This is a genomic window from Burkholderia sp. SR8 (assembly GCF_052851275.1).
The window spans coordinates 12,255-29,651 of the sequence record NZ_JAULUC010000006.1 but is presented as its reverse complement, the minus strand read 5'-3'; the positions used below and the strand labels follow the sequence as shown (position 1 = coordinate 29,651).

The window sequence follows — 17,397 nt, the reverse complement described above, 5'->3', positions numbered from 1 at the left end:
ACCATGCAACTCACAGGTCAGCTCCTGATCGGCCAGTCGGCCATCGCCGGACAGAACGGCACCCTCCACGGCATCGCCGCCGCGACCGGCGAAGCGCTCGAACCCGCATTCGGCGGCGCGAGCCTGCACGACCTGGAGACGGCCTGCGCGCTCGCCGACGATGCATTCGATACGTACCGCGAAACGAACCCCGAGCAGCGCGCCGCGTTTCTCGACGCGATCGGCCGCAACATCATGGCGCTCGGCGACGACCTGATCGAGCGCTGCATGACCGAAACCGGCCTGCCGCGCGCGCGCATCGAAGGCGAACGCGGCCGCACGGTCGGCCAGCTCGCGCTGTTCGCGTCGCTCGTGCGCGACGGCGGCTACGTCGATGCGCGCATCGATCCCGCGCGCCCGGACCGCAAGCCGCTGCCGCGCGTCGACCTGCGCCTGCGCAACGTCGCGATCGGGCCGGTCGCCGTGTTCGGCGCATCGAACTTCCCGCTCGCGTTCTCGGTGGCCGGCGGCGATACCGCCTCGGCCCTCGCGGCCGGCTGCCCGGTGATCGTCAAGGCGCACTCCGCGCATCCGGGCACGTCGGAGCTCGTCGGCCGCGCGATCCAGCAGGCCGTGCGCGAATGCGGGCTGCCGGCCGGCGTGTTCTCGCTACTGTTCGACGCATCGCGCGAAATCGGCCAGGCGCTCGTCGCAGACGCGCGCATCAAGGCCGTCGGCTTCACCGGCTCGCGCCGCGGCGGCGTCGCGCTGATGAACATCGCGGCCGCGCGCCACGAGCCGATTCCGGTCTACGCGGAAATGAGCTCGATCAACCCGGTGCTGCTGTTCCCGGCCGCGCTCGATGCGCGCCACGATACGATTGCGCCGCAGTTCGTCGCGTCGCTCGCGCTCGGCGCCGGCCAGTTCTGCACGAACCCGGGCCTCGTGCTCGCCGTCGACGGCCCCGCGCTGCGCGCGTTCGAAGCCGCGGCGGCCACGGCCGTGCAGGCGACCGCCGCGCAGACGATGCTGACGCCGCACATCCACGCAAGCTACGCGCAGGGCGTCACCGCACTGCGCGCGCACGATGCGGTCGAGCTGCTCGCCGAAGGCGTCGAAGGCGGCCGCTACCAGGCACGCGCAGCGCTGTTCGCGACGTCGGCCGACGCGTTCATCGCGCACCCCGAACTGCGCGACGAAGTGTTCGGTCCTGCGTCGCTGATCGTCCGCTGCGCGGATGCCGACACGCTGCATCGCGTGCTGAAGTCGCTCGAAGGCCAGTTGACGATCGCCGCGCATCTCGCCGACGGGGACGCCGCGCTGTTCGCCGCACTGCGCCCGACGCTGGAGCGCAAGGCCGGCCGCATTCTCGTCAACGGGTTCGGCACCGGTGTCGAGGTCGGTCACGCGATGGTGCACGGCGGCCCGTTCCCGGCCACGTCCGACACGCGCACGACGTCGGTCGGCGCGCGCGCGATCGAGCGTTTCCTGCGCCCCGTGTCGTATCAGGACGTGCCGGACGCGCTGCTGCCCGACGCGATCCGCAACGGCAACCCGCTGAACGTGCCGCAACGCATCGACGGCGTGCCCGCGCCGCGGGAAGCGCGCGATGTCTGAGCCGCTCGCCGAAGTCGTCCTGTCGCTCGACGAGGTCCATGCACTCGCGCTGCGGGTGCTGACCCACAACGGGATGTCGGATGCGCACGCGCGGGCGATCGCGCGCGTGATCACGCAGGGTCAGCGCGACGAGTGCCATTCGCACGGCGTGTACCGGCTGCTCGTGTGCGTGCGCTCGCTGAAGAAGGGCAAGGTCGATCCGCAGGCCGTGCCGACGCTGCGCCGGCTGTCGTCGTCGATCGTCGCGGTCGACGCGCATCGCGGTTTCTCGCTGCTGAGCTTTGAAACCGGCCTGCCGGTGCTCGTCGAGATGGCGAAGCAGCACGGGATCGCCGCGATGGCGATCCATCGCTGCTATCACTTCTCGGCACTGTGGCCGGAGGTCGAGGCGATTGCCGCCGAGGGACTGGTCGGCATCGCGATGAATCCGAGCCACAGCTGGGTCGCGCCGGAAGGCGGCCGCGAACCGGTGTTCGGCACCAACCCGATCGCATTCGCGTGGCCGCGCCCGGGGGGCGTGCCGTTCGTGTTCGACTTCGCGACGAGCGCAATCGCGCGCGGCGACATCGAGTTGCACGCGAAGCTCGGCAAACCGATCCCGCCGCACTGGGCGATCGATGCCGACGGCCGGCCGACCACCGATCCGAAGGCCGCGCTGCAGGGCGCGATGCGCACGTTCGGCGGACACAAGGGCTCGGCACTCGCGGCGATGGTCGAGCTGCTCGGCGGCGCGCTGATCGGCGACATGACGAGCCGGGAATCGATGGAATTCGACGAAGGCGTCGGCGCGACGCCGTGCCATGGCGAGCTCGTGATCGCGTTCGATCCGAAGGTGTTCCTCGGCGACGAGCTCGAGGCCGGCCTCGCGCGCGGCGAGCGGATGTTCGCGTCGATCACCGGGCAAGGCGCGCGGCTGCCGTCGCAGCGGCGCTTCGATGCACGGGCGCGCAGCATCGCGCACGGCGTGCGGATTCCGAAGCCGTTGTACGACGAAATCCTGACGCTGCTCGACTGACGCGCGATCGAGCGGCACGGCACGGCTTCATCGTCGGCGGAACGGGCGGTGAAGCCGCCGCGCGGTTCTGCCGGCGATGGCCTTTTCGCCTGTTCACCTTCGCGTGTCAGCCTTCGCTTTTCCGCCTCCGCATCTCGGCATTTCGGCACCTTGGCACTTGGCACTTGGCACTTGGCACTTGGCACTTGGCACTTGGCACTTGGCACTTGGCACCTTGGCACCTTGGCACCTTGGCACCTTGGCACCTTGGCACCTTGGCACCTTGGCACCTTGGCACCTTGGCACCTCGGCGCCTTGGCACCTCGGCGCCCGGTACGTTCAGTCGCCGCCCGGCCGGCCACCGGCATCGCGTCGCCTCCCGCCGCGCCCGCCGCCCGCCCGGCGGCTGTGGGATAATCGTCGAGTTTGCCCAGGGCGCAGCTCAAGAGGTTGTTCGCACGGGCGCGCGAGAGGCCTTTATTCCCGTGCCTCCACCCTTTTCCGCGATATTTCTTCAGCCATCACAATGCCCACATACCGTTCCAAAACCTCCACCGCCGGCCGCAACATGGCAGGTGCGCGCTCGCTGTGGCGCGCCACCGGCATGAAAGACGACGATTTCTCGAAGCCGATCATCGCGGTCGTCAACTCGTTCACGCAGTTCGTGCCCGGGCACGTGCACCTGAAGGATCTCGGCCAGCTCGTCGCGCGCGAGATCGAAGCGGCGGGCGGCGTCGCGAAGGAATTCAACACGATCGCGGTCGACGACGGCATCGCGATGGGCCACGACGGCATGCTGTACTCGCTGCCGAGCCGCGACATCATCGCCGACTCGGTCGAATACATGGTGAACGCGCACTGCGCGGACGCGATGGTCTGCATCTCGAACTGCGACAAGATCACGCCGGGGATGCTGATGGCCGCGATGCGCCTGAACATTCCGGTAATCTTCGTGTCGGGCGGCCCGATGGAAGCCGGCAAGACGCGTCTCGCGAACCCGGTCACCAAGGCCATCGAACTGAAGAAGCTCGACCTCGTCGACGCGATGGTGATCGCGGCCGACCAGTCGTATTCGGATGCGGACGTCGCCGAAGTCGAACGCTCGGCGTGCCCGACCTGCGGCTCGTGCTCGGGCATGTTCACCGCGAACTCGATGAACTGCCTGACCGAAGCGCTCGGGCTGTCGCTGCCGGGCAACGGCACGGTCGTCGCGACGCACGCCGATCGCGAGCAGCTGTTCAAGCGCGCCGGCCGCCGCATCGTCGAACTCACGCGCCAGCACTACGAGCAGGACGACATGCGCGTGCTGCCGCGCTCGGTCGGCTTCAAGGCGTTCGAGAACGCGATGACGCTCGACATCGCGATGGGCGGCTCGACCAACACGATCCTGCACCTGCTCGCGATCGCGCAGGAAGCCGGCATCGACTTCACGATGAAGGACATCGATCGCCTGTCGCGCATCGTGCCGCAGCTGTGCAAGGTCGCGCCGAACACGAACAAGTACCACATCGAGGACGTGCACCGCGCCGGCGGCATCATGGCGATCCTCGGCGAGCTCGACCGCGCCGGCAAGCTGCACACCGACGTGCCGACCGTGCACGCGCCGACGCTGAAGGACGCGCTCGACCAGTGGGACATCGTCCGCACCGAAGACGAAGCGGTCCGCACGTTCTACCTGGCCGGCCCGGCCGGAATCCCGACGCAGGTCGCGTTCAGCCAGAACACGCGCTGGCCGAGCCTCGACCTCGACCGCGCCGAAGGCTGCATCCGCTCGTACGAGCATGCCTTCTCGAAGGAAGGCGGTCTCGCGGTGCTGACGGGCAACATCGCGCTCGACGGCTGCGTGGTGAAGACGGCCGGCGTCGATGAAAGCATCCTCGTGTTCGAAGGCTCGGCGCACGTGACCGAGTCGCAGGACGAAGCAGTCGAGAACATCCTGAACGACAAGGTCAAGGCCGGCGACGTGGTGATCGTGCGCTACGAAGGCCCGAAGGGCGGCCCCGGCATGCAGGAAATGCTGTACCCGACGAGCTACATCAAGTCGAAGGGCCTCGGCAAGGCATGCGCGCTGCTGACGGATGGCCGCTTCTCGGGCGGCACGTCGGGCCTGTCGATCGGTCACTGCTCGCCGGAAGCGGCAGCGGGCGGCGCGATCGGCCTCGTGCGCGACGGCGACAAGATCCGCATCGACATTCCGAACCGCACGATCGACGTGCTGGTGTCGGACGAGGAACTCGCACGCCGCCGCGAAGAGCAGAACGCGAAGGGCTGGAAGCCGGCGCAACCGCGTCCGCGCAAGGTGTCCGCGGCGCTGAAGGCCTATGCGAAGCTCGTGATGTCGGCCGACAAGGGCGCCGTGCGCGACCTGTCGCTGCTCGACGACTGACGCCGGGCGGCGGGCCGCACGAGCGGCCCGCGACGCCCGCTGCAGAAGCCGCTCTCCGGAGCGGCTTTTTTTTCGTCCGGCGCCGGCGTCGACGCCGTCCATCAACGGCGATATTCGTCGCTGCGAGCACCACCGCCGCCGCCATGGCCGCCGTCGTGGTCGCCGCCTCCCTGCGATCTGCCACCGTAACCGCCGCCGCCCGGATTCCCCTGCGGCGGCATCATGCGCGGCGCGCCGCCCTGCGGGGGCGCGGGATGCGCGACTGCAGCCGGCGGCCGCGCATTGCCGCCGGCACCGGGCATGGGCGCCGGCATCGGCGCAGGAGCCGGTGCGGCCTGCGGGGCCTGCGGCGCCGGCATGCGGTTCGGGCCGTTCCAGCCGCCGCGCGTGGCCGACGGCCGTGCGTCATGCTGCGCGGGCGGCACGCCGCCGGGCGCACGCTGGATCGGCCCGCCCGGTTGCGGGCGGCCGTATGCGGGCGGTACGCCGCCGGGGCCGATGCGCGGCTCGGCGCGCCGCTCCCAGCGGTCGCGATCGTGGAACCACGGCCGGTTGCGGTAATAGCGGTCCCAGTACGCGCCGATCGCGAAGCCGGTCACCGGCACGCCGATGATCGCGCCATACTCGAGCAGCGGCACGTAGCTGCCCCGGTACGGATAGTCGAGTTGTTCGGCGTCGATCCAGCCGCGCACGCCCGGCAGCGCGACGTCGCACCACGAGTAGTCGCTCAGGCAGCCGAACACGTCGAGCGCGGTGCCCGGTGGAATTTCGGCGACGACCGGATAATCCGGCGCCGGCCCCGCATAGAGGTCGGCTCCCGAGTTCGTATACGCGCTGCTCTGCGCATCGGCGATGCCCGGTATGGCCGCGATGCCGAACAGCACGGCGCACAGACTTCGGATGATGGTGTTGCTCATGGTGCTCTCCCGCGCGGTGCCGCCGCGCGTCGGTCAGTGTCGATGGCCACCGCCCCAGTGTCCGCCACCCCAGTGGCCGCCGCCCCACGGTCGGTGCCAGTACCCGCCGCGGTACCCGCCGCCCCAATGCCCCCAGAAGCCGAGGCCGATCGTGACGGGCGGCCCGTACCAGCCCGGGTAGTACGCGGGATAGTAGGCCGGGTAAGGCACATAGACGGGCGCGGCATAAACGGGAGCCGGCGCGTACGCGTAATCGTCCGACGAAGGCGGTGCAGCCGGCGCGGTGCTCGCCGGCGCCACCGCGATCTCGCGCTGCGACAGCGTGGCCGGCACCGGTGCGTAATACGGTGCATAGCCGTAAGGGCCCGTGTAATAGCAGCCGCTCAGCGCGAGCATCGCCACCGCCATGACGGCAGGCCTCGCGGCGGGAATCGGGTTCATCTCGTTGCTCCGCAGGAATCCGCGCGTCGCCGCGTGGCGCGCGCCTGACTCTAGCTTACGTCCCCTGCATGTTTCCGCGGATTTGATCGGTTACTTTTTGTTTCTGCGCTGGAATGCAGGCGCCGGACCGTGCAGGCACGTCGTCTGCTTCGGCGTCTGCCGCGCCGCCGTTGAAGTTGGCGCAACTGCCCTCACCTTGAATATCGAGTCAGACTGACCGGCGCGGACGGGTGTTCGCGGCCTCCGGCGGCCTGAAACCCGCGGACTTCGGCCCGCCCAGACAGGAACGCGGCTCGCGCCGCCATCGACATGACTACGCCACGCCCCACGCTTCGGGCGGACACGCCCCTCGATCCGATCATCCAGCTGCTGGCGCTCGCCGGCGAACAGGGTTATCTGACGCACGCCGACCTCGTCGACGCGCTGCCGCCGGAAAGCGACAGTCCCGACGCGCTGGACGTCGTGCGCGCCGCGCTCGCGGACATCGGCATCGCCGTGCTCGACGAGCCGGCCGCACCGGTGCCGTTCGCGGCCGCGGCGCCGGTCGACGTCGATCGCGACACGCTCGACGAAGGCCGTGCGCTACTCGGCGACCTCGCCCGCGGCACGAGCGCATCGACCGACCCGCTCGCGCTCTACATGCGGCGTATCCACGCGGTGCCGCTGCTCAAGCGCGAGGACGAAATCGTGCTCGCGCGCGAAATCGAAACGGGCCGCCATCAGATCCTGCATGCGCTCGCCGGCTGTCCGGCCGCGATCGAGACGCTGCTCGCACGCCGCGGCGCCACGGGTGCAACCGGCGCGGCCGGCGACGAAGGCGACGAAGGCGACGACGTCGACGGGGAACACGACGCACCGCCTGCACCTGCACGCGACGACGCGCTACAAGCCGCGGTCGCGGCCGTGCGCCACGCGTTGCATGCGCACGGCTGCCGCTCGGACGCATACCGCGACGCGCGCAACCATCTGGCCGCCCTGCTCGGTTCGCTCGCATGGGTCGCCCCGGCCGTCGACGACGCGAGCCGCGTCGTGCGTGCGCTCGCGGCCACGCCGGTCAATACGACCACGGAGGCCGGCGCCGACGACGCGTGCTTCGACACGGTCGCGCGCCGCGCACTCGGCGCCGCGCTCAGCGATGGCCAGCAAAAGGTGCGCGACGGCACGCGCGCGATGCTGGAAGCGAACCTGCGGCTCGTGCTGTCGATCGCGCGCAAGTACCTGAACCGCGGCGTCGACCTGCCCGACCTCGTGCAGGACGGCTGTCTCGGCCTGATGCGCGCGATCGAGAAGTTCGAATACCGGCGCGGCTTCAAGTTCTCGACCTACGCGACCTGGTGGATCCGGCAGGCCGTCGCACGCGCAGTGGCCGACCGCTCGCGCACGATCCGCGTGCCGGTGCACGTCGGCGACCAGTACCAGCGCGTGCAGCGGCATGCGCTGCGCTTCCGCCAGCGCACCGGCCGCCGCGCGACGCCGGCCGAGCTCGCGGCCGAAACCGGGCTCGCCGAGGACAAGCTGCGCGCGGTGCTCGCGCTGCCCGCCGAGCCGCTGTCGCTGGACACGCCGCTGCCCGACGCGGACACCGGCCTCGTCGACCTGATCGAGGACCAGGCGTCGACGAGCCCGTTCGAGCGTCTCGCGGATTCGCGCATGCGCGAGTGCGTGACGTCGCTGCTGCGAACGGTCACGCCCACCGAGGCCGACGTGCTGCGCCGGCGGTTCGGCCTCGGCGGCGCCGAGCCCGATACCTACGACGCGATCGCGCAGGACGCCGGCATGTCGCGCGAACGCGTGCGGCAGATCGAGAAGCGCGCGCTGGCGACGCTGCGCACGGCCGCCGAGGCCGAGGGCGCGCAGTCGTTCCTCGACGCGTAACGGGTCGCGCGTTCGTGCCGGATCCCGGCACGAACGCGTGTGACCCGGTTCCGTCGGTGCAACGTTTGCCATTGACGCGCATCAAGTTTTGCTCGTCGCTTGCGGCCACAATATGCTGAAATGAAAGGTAAAGCGGTGCGTCGCGCACCGCGTCCATTCCGTTTGCGCTTCCCCGGGTCCCTCACCATGCAGACGACCTTCAGCCAGACGCACGAGGAAAACCGCCAGGTCGCGGACTGCCTGCGCGAAGCCGCGCAGCTGCTTGCCGACCAGGGCGCGAATCCCTATCGGGTGGCCGCCTATCGCACGGCGGCCGACACGCTCGAGTCGCTCGACGATGCGATCCGCACCCGGTTCGACGCGGGCGGCGTCGACGCGCTCGGCGCGCTGCCGCAGATCGGCACGGGCGTCGCGCAGGCGATCGCCGAGTTGCTGGTGACCGGGCGCTGGCGCCTGCTCGACCGGCTGCGCGGCGACGCCGAACGCGCGTCCGCGTTCGAAGCCGTGCCGGGCATCGGTCACGCGCTCGCACTGCGGATTCACGACGAATTGCACATCGACACGCTCGAGGAGCTCGAGCGCGCGGCCCGCAACGGCCGGCTCGAAGCGATCGCGGGCGTCGGCCCGCGGCGCGCGGCCGGCATCCGCGCGGCGCTCGACGACGTGCTGACGCGCCGCCGGCGCTGGCAAGGCCACGCGCGCGACGCCGATCTCGGCACCGAACCGCCGGTCGAGCTGCTGCTTTACATCGACCGGCTGTACCGCAACAAGGCCGCCGCCGGCGCGCTGCCGATGCTCGTGTCGCGGCGCCTGAACGCGGACGTCAGCGTATCGCCGCCCGTGATGCACATGACGAAGGGCGGCTGGCATTTCACCGCGCTGTGCCCGTATCCGGCGCGCGCGCAGGAGTCCGGGCGCACCGCGGACTGGGTCGCGCTTTACTTCTACGATGCGTTGCAATGCGAGCACCAGCGGACCATCGTCACCGGCACGCTCGGCTCGCTCGTCGGCAAACGGATCGTGCGCGGACGCGAGATGGAATGCCGCGTGTATTACGCGGGATGACGCAGGCGGGCCGCCAGCCGCCACGCCGGGTGCCGGCGAGCGGCGTGCGCGCGTCGGTCCGGTATCCGCACCCGGCCTAAGCGCCTTCCGCCTTCGTGCGGCGCACCGGATGGCGATGCGCGGCGATTCTCAGCAGCTTCTGGAACGACGGACATTCGAGATGGCTCGGCGCCGGGCACACGGCCGCATGCCGCAGCGCGTCGCGCACCGCGCCCAGGCGGCGGATCGTGCGGTCGAGTTCGTCGGCCTTGTCGTCGAGCTTCGCGCGATCGATCGCGGGCCGGCCGTCGGCGCCGAACATCGCGAGGATGTCGTCCAGCGAAAAACCGGCCTCGCGGCCGAGCGCGATCAGCGCAAGGCGCTCCAGCACCGACTCGTCGTATTGACGGCGCAGCCCGTGACGGCCGGTCGGCACGATCAATCCCTTTTCCTCGTAATAGCGCAGCGTCGACGCGGGCAATCCCGAGCGGCGCGCGACATCGGCGATGTCCAGTCGGCTCATGCTTGACCTCAAGTGAACTTGAAGTTGCAAGATAGCCGTTCGACTCTTTCGACACAAGCCCGGACCGCCATGAATCTGCCCTATCCCTGTCGTCTTCCGTCGTGCGTCGCCGTCGCGACCGTTCGCGCCGGAGGCCCGCGATGATCTCCGCCGACTTCCTGTTGCGCATCCTGCTGATCGGCGCGGGCGCGACGCTCGCGATGGACCTGTGCGCGTGGTGGCGGCGCAAGGCCTTCGGCATTCCGTCGCTCGATTACGCGCTGGTCGGCCGCTGGCTCGGCCACATGACGCGCGGCCGGTTCCGTCATGCGTCGATCGTCGCCGCACCGCCGATGCCGGCCGAACGCGCGGTCGGCTGGATCGCGCATTACGCGATCGGCATCGCGTTCGCGGCGCTGCCCGTCGCGATCGCAGGAACGGAGTGGGTCCGCGCGCCGACGCTCGTGCCCGCGCTGGCGGCGGGCCTCGTCAGCGTGGCCGCGCCGTTCTTCGTGATGCAGCCGGCGCTCGGGTTCGGCGTCGCCGCGTCGCGTACGCCGCAGCCACGCGTCGCGCGCCGGCGCAGCCTCGTCACGCATCTCGTGTTCGGGCTCGGGCTGTATCTGACGGCGTTCGGACTCGCGATGCTCGAGCGTTAGCGCGGCGCACCGCCGGCAACGGGCCGGCTCACGGAAATCGTGCTCGTGCGGCGCCAGACCACGCCGTACCGGCTCCACAGGCCCCTTCGTTGCTGCAGCAGCCAGTCGGCCGCGGCGGGTCGATTCCGCAGCGGCAAGCCGGCGCCGCGGTCATTCGCCGCCGCTGTCGATCAGGTTGTGACGCACGCGCCCGAGCAGCCGGACGAGCGTGTCGCGCTCGTCCGGCGTGAAGCCGCGCAGCCCGTCGTCGGTGACGGTGTCGCCCACTTCCAGCATCTGCGGAAAGATGTCGCGCGACTTGCCGGTGAGCCGGATCACGAACGCGCGGCGATCGTCGTCGTTCGCGATGCGTTCGATCCATCCGCAGCTTTCCATCCGGTCGAGCAGCCGCGTGAGCGAGATCGGCGTGATCTCGAGCCATTCCGCGAGCCGCGCCTGATTCATCTCGCCCTTCCACGTCAGGTACGCGAGCACGCGGCTTTGCGCGCGCGTCAGCCCGATGCGCTTCGCGCGCCGGTCGAACAGGCGTCCTTGCAGGCGGGCCACGTCGGAAATCAGGTAGCCGATCCGGTTCTCGTAAGTCTTGTCCATGCGGCGATTATAGGGGCAGGCCGCGCGCGATCCGCGGCCGCGGCGACGCGATGAGCACGGCTATAATAAGCGTGCTTATAATTCGAGTCATACTGGATCGTCGCCCACGGCGACCGCCCCACGGAGACACCCGCTTGAATCCCGCCGCCGACGCCCCCGCCTCGCCGCCCGCCCTCAATCGGCCGATGCTGACGCTGTCGATCATGCTCGCGACGCTGATCCAGACGCTCGACAGCACGATCGCGAACGTCGCGCTGCCGCACATGCAGGGCAGGCTGTCCGCGTCGCAGGACGAGATCACCTGGGTGCTGACTTCGTACATCGTCGCCGCGGCGATCGCGACGCCGCTGACCGGCTGGCTGTCCGACCGGCTCAGCATGAAGCGGCTGCTGACGATCTCGATCGCCGGCTTCACGATCGCGTCGGCGCTGTGCGGGCTGTCGGAATCGCTCGTGCAGATCGTCGGCGCGCGGCTGCTGCAGGGTGTGTTCGGCGCCGCGCTGGTGCCGCTGTCGCAGTCGATCCTGCTCGACATCAACCCGCGCGAGAAACAGGGCCAGGCAATGGCGATCTGGGGAATGGGCGTGATGGTCGGCCCGATCCTCGGTCCGACGCTCGGCGGCTGGCTGACCGACAGCTACAACTGGCGCTGGGTTTTCTTCATCAACGTGCCGATCGGCGCGTTCGCGCTGGCCGGCGTGCTGACCTTCCTGCCGGCCCGCGCACCGCGCCCGCACGTGAAATTCGACGCGTTCGGCTTCGCGACCCTCGCGCTCGCGATCGGCGCGTTCCAGGCGATGCTCGACCGCGGCGAACAGCTCGACTGGTTCGGTTCGTACGAGATCCGGATCGAGGCGCTGGTCGCCGCGCTCAGCTTCGCGTTCTTCCTCGCGCATACGGCGACCGTCGGCAAGGCATCGTTCTTCAAGTCGGAATTGCTGCGCGATCCGAACTTCGCGACCGGCACGCTGTTCATCTTCGTCGTCGGCGCGGTGCTGTACGCGACGCGTGCGCTGCTGCCGCCGATGCTGCAGAACCTGATGGGCTATCCGGTCGCGACGACGGGCCTCGTCACCGCGCCGAGCGGCGCCGGAACGATGATCGCGATGCTGTTCGTCGGGCGATTGCTGAAGTACGTCGATGCGCGGGCGCTGCTGTTCGCGGGGCTGGCGATTTCCGCGCTCGCGCTGTGGCAGATGATGCAGTACACGATCGTGCTGTCCGAGGCGGACATCGTGTGGCCCGGCGTGATCCAGGGCTTCGGGCTGGGGCTCGTGTTCGTGCCGCTGAGCGCGCTGTCGTTCTCGACGCTGCAGCCGGAGCTGCGCGCCGACGGCACGGCCACCTACAGCCTGATGCGCAACATCGGCAGCAGTATCGGCATCTCGATCGTGCAGACGCTGATGACGCGCAACACGCAGGTCGCGCATGCCGATCTCGCGACCCACGTCACGCCGTTCGACCCGGCCGTGCAGGCGATCGCGGGCAGCCGCGTCGACATCGCGCTGCTCGATCGCACGATCAACCAGCAGGCCGCGATGATCGCGTACCTGAACGACTTCAAGCTGATGTTCGTCGCGACGCTGCTGATGATCCCGCTATTGCTGCTGATCCGGCCGCCGCAGAAGACGGCGAGCGTCGACGTCGCGCACGCGGCGATGGAATGACGGCGCGAAGGACGTGCGCGCAGCCCGTGCGCCGCGTGCACGTCCGGCCGCTCAGGCCTTCATCGTCCCGGTGCGCACATAGCGCTCGTGCCACGACAGCGCCTCGGCGAGCAGGTGCGGCGTGTGCTTGCCGAAGCTCTCGCGCGACGCGCGCTCGAAGTAGTCCTCGAGCATGGGCCGGTAGTCGGGATGCGCGCAGGTCGCGATGACCTTGCGCGCGCGCTGCTTCGGCGACAGCCCGCGCAGGTCGGCGAGCCCCTGCTCGGTGACGACCACCGCGACGTCGTGCTCGGTATGGTCGACGTGGCTCGCCATCGGCACGATCCGCGAGATCGCGCCGCCCTTCGCGGTACTGGCCGACATGAAGCATGACAGATAGCCGTTGCGCGCGAAGTCGCCCGAACCGCCGATGCCGTTCTGGATCTTCGTGCCCATCACGTGCGTCGAATTCACGTTGCCGTAGATGTCGGCCTCGATCATCCCGTTCATCGCGATGCAGCCGAGCCGGCGCACGAGTTCCGGATGGTTGCTGATCTCCTGCGGGCGCAGCAGGATCTTTTCGCGGAACGTCGCGATCTCGTCGGCAAAACGCTGCACGGCGGCCGGGCTCAGCGACAGCGCGGTGGCCGACGCGAAGCTCAGCGTGCCGTCGTCGAGCAGGTCGAGCATGCCGTCCTGGATCACCTCGGTGTACGCGGTCAGGTTCGAGAAGCCGGCCGAGCTCAGTTCCGCGAGCACCGCGTTCGTGATGTTGCCGACGCCCGACTGCAGCGGCAGCAGGTTTTCCGGCAGGCGGCCGCGCTTCACTTCGTGGCGCAGGAAGTCGATCAGCTGCAGCGCGATCTGCTTCGACGTCGCGTCCGGCGCGGAGAACGCGTTGCTGCGGTCCGGCGCATCGGTCTCGACGATCGCGACGATTTTCTCGGCCGGGCAGCGCAGGTACGGCTCGCCGATCCGGTCGTCGCTTTTCGTCAGCGGAATCGGCTTGCGATGCGGCGGCAGCGCGGTGCCGTAATAGATGTCGTGCATCCCGTCGAGGCCGAGCGGCTGGCGCGAATTCACTTCGAGGATCACGTGCTTCGCCTGCTCGAGCCACGTCTTGTTGTTGCCGATCGACGCCGATGGAATCAGCAGACCGTCCTCGCGGATGCCCGCGACTTCGACGATCGCGACGTCGAGGTCGCCGTACAGCCCGAACCACGCATATTGCGCGACGTGGCTCAGGTGAACGTCCTGGTAGTCGACTTCGCCGCCGTTGATCTTGTCGCGCAGCGTCGGGTCGGACTGGTACGGCAGGCGCATCGAGATGCCGTCGGTGCGCGCGAGCGCGCCGTCGAGCTCGGGCGCGGTCGATGCGCCGGTCAGCACGTTGATCCGGAAGTCCTCGCCGCGCGCGTGGGCGGCTTCGATGTGGGCGGCGAGCGCGGCCGGCACGGCCTTCGGATAGCCCGAGCCGGTGAAGCCGCTCATCGCGACGGTCATGCCGGGACGGATCAGCGCGGCGGCTTCGTCGGCGGTGCGGACGAGCGAACGCAGGGCGGGAGCAAGGATGCGTGAAGAAGACATGGCTGGTTATCTGACGCTTTGGGTCTGTCGTTGACGTCGCGGGGGGTGTCTCCTGAGCGACGCGAAGCCCTTGGGGCCGCGATGGGCGGCCCGGCACCACAGGCACGGTCGGAGTATCGCAGAGGCCATCGCACCGAAATGTCCGCCGGCTGCAAAAGATACTTGCCGGATGCAACGGGTATCGAACGGCCGTTCTGTGAGAGGCGCCGCAGCGGCCTCGAAGGCAACCGAAAGGCACGCGAAAGCAAACCGCCAATTTGCGGTGCGCAGATTACGAACGGCTGAACGTCAATCGACCGATGCCTTTCGGGATTCACGCTGCATCCGCGAAGAATCGGCATGCGCGGGCGCGTCGGCGATCGCCGCGGCCGATTGTCGCCCGGCGGCGTTTCTTCGGGCCTGACGCACGTCAAATCGCATGCATGCGCGAATCGCCGCCGGGCCGGCGCGAGAAGGCCGCGAACCCTTGACAGCCGCGTCACGCACGCCACACTGAATCAGGTGAGGCCCGGATGCGCGAGCGCCGTTTCGCGCGTCCGGTTTGCAACCGGCCACTGCCCGGATTACGCGGTAACACTCCCGTATGTCAGGACATTGATCGAATAAAAAGCAACAAATTACAATTCCGTATATATTTCGCCGATGGACCAAAGAAAAACCGCCACACGTTCCGAACCGCCGCTGCCACGCACCTGGGATGCGCGGCTGGCGCGCTCGCTCGTACGCCCGCTGATCGACACGCCCGTCACCCCGAATCACCTCACCACCGTCCGTCTGCTGATCGGCCTCGCCGGCGCCTGGTGCCTTGCGCAAGGCGGCTTCGGCTGGAGCAACGCCGGTGCATTCCTGATCGTGCTGTCGAACTTCGTCGACCACACCGACGGCGAACTCGCGCGCATCAGCGGCAAGACCAGCAAGATCGGTCACTTTTACGACCTCGCGGCCGACGCGCTCGTGACGGTCGCGCTGTTCGTCAGCATGGGCGTCGGCATCGTCGCCCAGGGCGGCCAGATGGCCGCGTCGCCGGTACTGCTCGGCGCGGTGGCCGGCGCCGCCGTCGCGCTGATCTTCTTCCTGCGCATGCGGATCGAATCGATCGCCGGCAAGGCCGGCACCAAGCAGGCATTCGCCGGCGGCTTCGAGACCGAAGACGTGCTGTACCTGCTGCCGATCGTGACGCTCGTCGACGGCGTCCAGCCGTTCCTGCTCGCGGCGTCGATCGGCGCCCCGCTGTTCGCCGCGTGGGTCGTGATCGACTGGTGGCGCATCGTGCGCCGCGGCAGCAGCGTTTCGCAGAACCCCACTGAAATCCAGGCTTCCAAATGACTCCTAGCACGCGCGACGACTCCGTGCTGAGCCCGGCACGCCCCGCGCCTGCGCGCGCGGCAGCGGCCGATCCCGATCGCACCGTGGCCGACTGCGTCGGCCGTCTCGACCTCGACCGCCTGCGCGGCGACTACACGCGCCAGGGGTCGTTCCTGTATCTCGACGCATTCCTGCCGGCCGATGCGCATGCGAAGCTCGCGGCCGCCGCCCGCGCGCTGCAGCCGGGCCTGAACCGCAATTACCTGCCCGGCCACAAGCAGGGCGGCAGCGTGAGCCGCCACACGATCGACGAGCAGGCGCCGTACATCGCCGAGCTGTACCGCTCGAAGGCGCTGATCGGCTTCCTCGAGAAGATCACCGGCGACACGCTGATGCTGTCGCCGGACGACGATCCTCACGCGTACGCGCTCTACTACTACACGAAGCCCGGCGACCACATCGGCTGGCACTACGACACGTCGTACTACGACGGCCGCCGCTACACGCTGCTGATCGGCGTGATCGACGACTCGTCGTGCCGGCTCGACTACGAACTGCACACGCGCAATCCGGACGTGCCCGACGAACCGGGCTCCGTGCAGATCGCCGACGGCGGCATCGTGCTGTTCGACGGCGACAAGCTGCGCCACCGGATCACGCCGCTCGGCCAGAACGAAACGCGCGTGTCGCTGACGTTCGAATACGTGACCAACCCCGGCATGCGGCCGTGGAAGCGCTTCATCTCGAACATGAAGGACGCGATCGCGTATTTCGGTTTCCGCCAGGTCTTCAAGCAGCTGGCCACGCGCCGGCCGAGCGGGTCATGACACGCGCCGGCCTGATCCTGCTGTCCCTCGGAACGGCACTGTTCGTCGCGCTGCTCGCCTGGCAGGGCGTCGGCGCGGTCGCGTCGACGTTTCTCGCCGCCGGCTGGGGCCTCGCGCTCGTCGCGGCGTTCCACGTCGTGCCGCTCGTAATCGACGCATTCGCGATCTCCGTGATGTTCGGCCGCGGCCAGCCTGGCGCCGACGTGGGCAACGCACTGCGCGCGCGCTGGGTCGGCGAATCGGTGAACAGCCTGCTGCCGGCCGGGCAGATCGGCGGCCCGGTGCTGATGGTGCGCCACCTCGCGCAGCGCGGCACGCGGATGGCCGATGCAGCCGCCGCCGTCACGGTCAGCACGACGATGCAGGCGCTCGCGCAGATGGCGTTCGCGCTGATCGGCATCGCGACGTTCAGCGTCTATGCGACGCACGAATCGGTCGCTTACCTGCGCACGCCGGCGCTGATCGCCACCGGCGTGCTCGGCGCCCTCGCCGTCGCATTCTACGCGGCGCAGCGGCGCGGGCTGTTCGGCCGCGGGATGCGCCTCGCGTCGAAGCTGCTGGGCCCGCGCGACTGGTCGTCGCTCGCGACCCGCGCGGATGCGATCGACGATGCGGTCGGCGCGCTGTACCGCGATCGCGCGAAGGTCGTGAAGACCTTCGCACTGAGCCTCGCCGGCTGGATCGTCGGCACCGCCGAAGTGTGGCTCGCGCTGCACTTCCTCGGGCACCCGGTCAGCTGGCTCGACGCGCTGCTGCTCGAGAGCGTCGGCCAGGCGATCCGCGGGGCGGCGTTCGCGATCCCGGGCTCGCTCGGCGCACAGGAAGGCGGTTACCTGCTGCTCGCGCCGCTCGTCGGCCTGCCGCCCGACGCGGCGCTCGCGCTGTCGCTCGCGAAGCGCGCGCGCGAACTCGCGCTCGGCCTGCCGGGCCTGCTCTATCTGCATTTCAGTGAAAGAAACTGGCAGCGGCGCCACGCGCCGCAGCCGCTCGCCGACTGATCGTTCGGATCGCCGGCTTTTTGGTTGGA

General features: G+C 69.4%; 15 protein-coding genes. 10 read left to right on the top strand and 5 right to left on the bottom strand.

What is annotated here, in order from left to right; genetic code table 11:
* Positions 1-3 precede the first annotated feature (3 nt).
* The 3 genes from Q3A80_RS09250 to ilvD all read left to right on the top strand — a co-directional run bounded on the left by Q3A80_RS09250 (position 4) and on the right by ilvD (position 4,976).
* Positions 4-1,596 carry an aldehyde dehydrogenase (NADP(+)) gene (locus Q3A80_RS09250; RefSeq protein WP_446328742.1) on the top strand — a complete coding sequence of 531 codons (1,593 nt, stop codon included), beginning with the start codon at positions 4-6 and terminating at the stop codon, positions 1,594-1,596.
* Positions 1,589-2,611: an Ldh family oxidoreductase gene (locus Q3A80_RS09245; protein ID WP_446328741.1), complete on the top strand. Its 1,023-nt coding sequence runs from the start codon at positions 1,589-1,591 to the stop codon at positions 2,609-2,611. Before Q3A80_RS09250 ends, Q3A80_RS09245 begins: the two co-directional genes overlap by 8 nt.
* Positions 2,612-3,116: 505 nt before the next feature.
* Entirely contained in the window at positions 3,117-4,976 is a 1,860-nt protein-coding gene (gene ilvD, locus Q3A80_RS09240; RefSeq protein ID WP_446328740.1) for a dihydroxy-acid dehydratase, read from the top strand.
* 101 nt (positions 4,977-5,077) lie between these two features.
* Here ilvD and Q3A80_RS09235 read toward each other — a convergent pair whose 3' ends face one another.
* Positions 5,078-5,893 (bottom strand): SH3 domain-containing protein, encoded by an 816-nt coding sequence (locus Q3A80_RS09235; protein ID WP_446328739.1) that lies wholly within the window; start codon positions 5,891-5,893, stop codon positions 5,078-5,080.
* Between the two features lie 33 nt (positions 5,894-5,926).
* Complete coding sequence (locus tag Q3A80_RS09230; protein ID WP_446328738.1) at positions 5,927-6,334, bottom strand: hypothetical protein; 408 nt, start codon at positions 6,332-6,334, stop codon at positions 5,927-5,929.
* Positions 6,335-6,643: 309 nt separating this feature from the next.
* Here Q3A80_RS09230 and Q3A80_RS09225 point away from each other — a divergent pair, with 309 nt between their 5' ends.
* The gene (locus Q3A80_RS09225; RefSeq protein ID WP_446328737.1) at positions 6,644-8,209 is read left to right on the top strand and encodes a sigma-70 family RNA polymerase sigma factor; all 1,566 of its coding nucleotides are present in this window, start codon (positions 6,644-6,646) and stop codon (positions 8,207-8,209) included.
* Positions 8,210-8,395: 186 nt separating this feature from the next.
* Positions 8,396-9,274 (top strand): helix-hairpin-helix domain-containing protein, encoded by an 879-nt coding sequence (locus tag Q3A80_RS09220; protein WP_446328736.1) that lies wholly within the window; start codon positions 8,396-8,398, stop codon positions 9,272-9,274.
* A gap of 76 nt (positions 9,275-9,350) precedes the next feature.
* Here the strand turns inward: Q3A80_RS09220 and Q3A80_RS09215 are convergent, their stop codons facing one another.
* Positions 9,351-9,776: a helix-turn-helix domain-containing protein gene (locus tag Q3A80_RS09215; protein WP_446328735.1), complete on the bottom strand. Its 426-nt coding sequence runs from the start codon at positions 9,774-9,776 to the stop codon at positions 9,351-9,353.
* A gap of 140 nt (positions 9,777-9,916) precedes the next feature.
* On the opposite strand from Q3A80_RS09215, the gene Q3A80_RS09210 reads away from it, so the two are divergent.
* Positions 9,917-10,414 carry a DUF2938 domain-containing protein gene (locus tag Q3A80_RS09210; protein ID WP_446328734.1) on the top strand — a complete coding sequence of 166 codons (498 nt, stop codon included), beginning with the start codon at positions 9,917-9,919 and terminating at the stop codon, positions 10,412-10,414.
* Between the two features lie 150 nt (positions 10,415-10,564).
* Here the strand turns inward: Q3A80_RS09210 and Q3A80_RS09205 are convergent, their stop codons facing one another.
* The gene (locus tag Q3A80_RS09205; protein WP_446328733.1) at positions 10,565-11,005 is read right to left on the bottom strand and encodes a MarR family winged helix-turn-helix transcriptional regulator; all 441 of its coding nucleotides are present in this window, start codon (positions 11,003-11,005) and stop codon (positions 10,565-10,567) included.
* A 134-nt stretch (positions 11,006-11,139) separates the two neighbouring features.
* Between Q3A80_RS09205 and Q3A80_RS09200 the strand changes: the two genes are divergently transcribed.
* The gene (locus Q3A80_RS09200; RefSeq protein ID WP_446328732.1) at positions 11,140-12,672 is read left to right on the top strand and encodes a DHA2 family efflux MFS transporter permease subunit; all 1,533 of its coding nucleotides are present in this window, start codon (positions 11,140-11,142) and stop codon (positions 12,670-12,672) included.
* 51 nt (positions 12,673-12,723) lie between these two features.
* Here the strand turns inward: Q3A80_RS09200 and Q3A80_RS09195 are convergent, their stop codons facing one another.
* Entirely contained in the window at positions 12,724-14,238 is a 1,515-nt protein-coding gene (locus Q3A80_RS09195) for an acetyl-CoA hydrolase/transferase family protein (RefSeq protein ID WP_446328731.1), read from the bottom strand.
* A gap of 642 nt (positions 14,239-14,880) precedes the next feature.
* On the opposite strand from Q3A80_RS09195, the gene Q3A80_RS09190 reads away from it, so the two are divergent.
* The 3 genes from Q3A80_RS09190 to Q3A80_RS09180 are packed head-to-tail and all read left to right on the top strand — an operon-like array spanning position 14,881 to position 17,368.
* On the top strand, positions 14,881-15,564 hold the full coding sequence (locus Q3A80_RS09190) for a CDP-alcohol phosphatidyltransferase family protein (RefSeq protein WP_446328730.1): 684 nt from the start codon (positions 14,881-14,883) through the stop codon (positions 15,562-15,564).
* A complete protein-coding gene (locus Q3A80_RS09185; protein ID WP_446328729.1) occupies positions 15,561-16,370 on the top strand; it encodes a HalD/BesD family halogenase in 810 nt (269 codons plus the stop codon). Before Q3A80_RS09190 ends, Q3A80_RS09185 begins: the two co-directional genes overlap by 4 nt.
* Entirely contained in the window at positions 16,367-17,368 is a 1,002-nt protein-coding gene (locus tag Q3A80_RS09180) for an HpnL family protein (RefSeq protein ID WP_446328728.1), read from the top strand. Before Q3A80_RS09185 ends, Q3A80_RS09180 begins: the two co-directional genes overlap by 4 nt.
* Positions 17,369-17,397 lie beyond the last annotated feature (29 nt).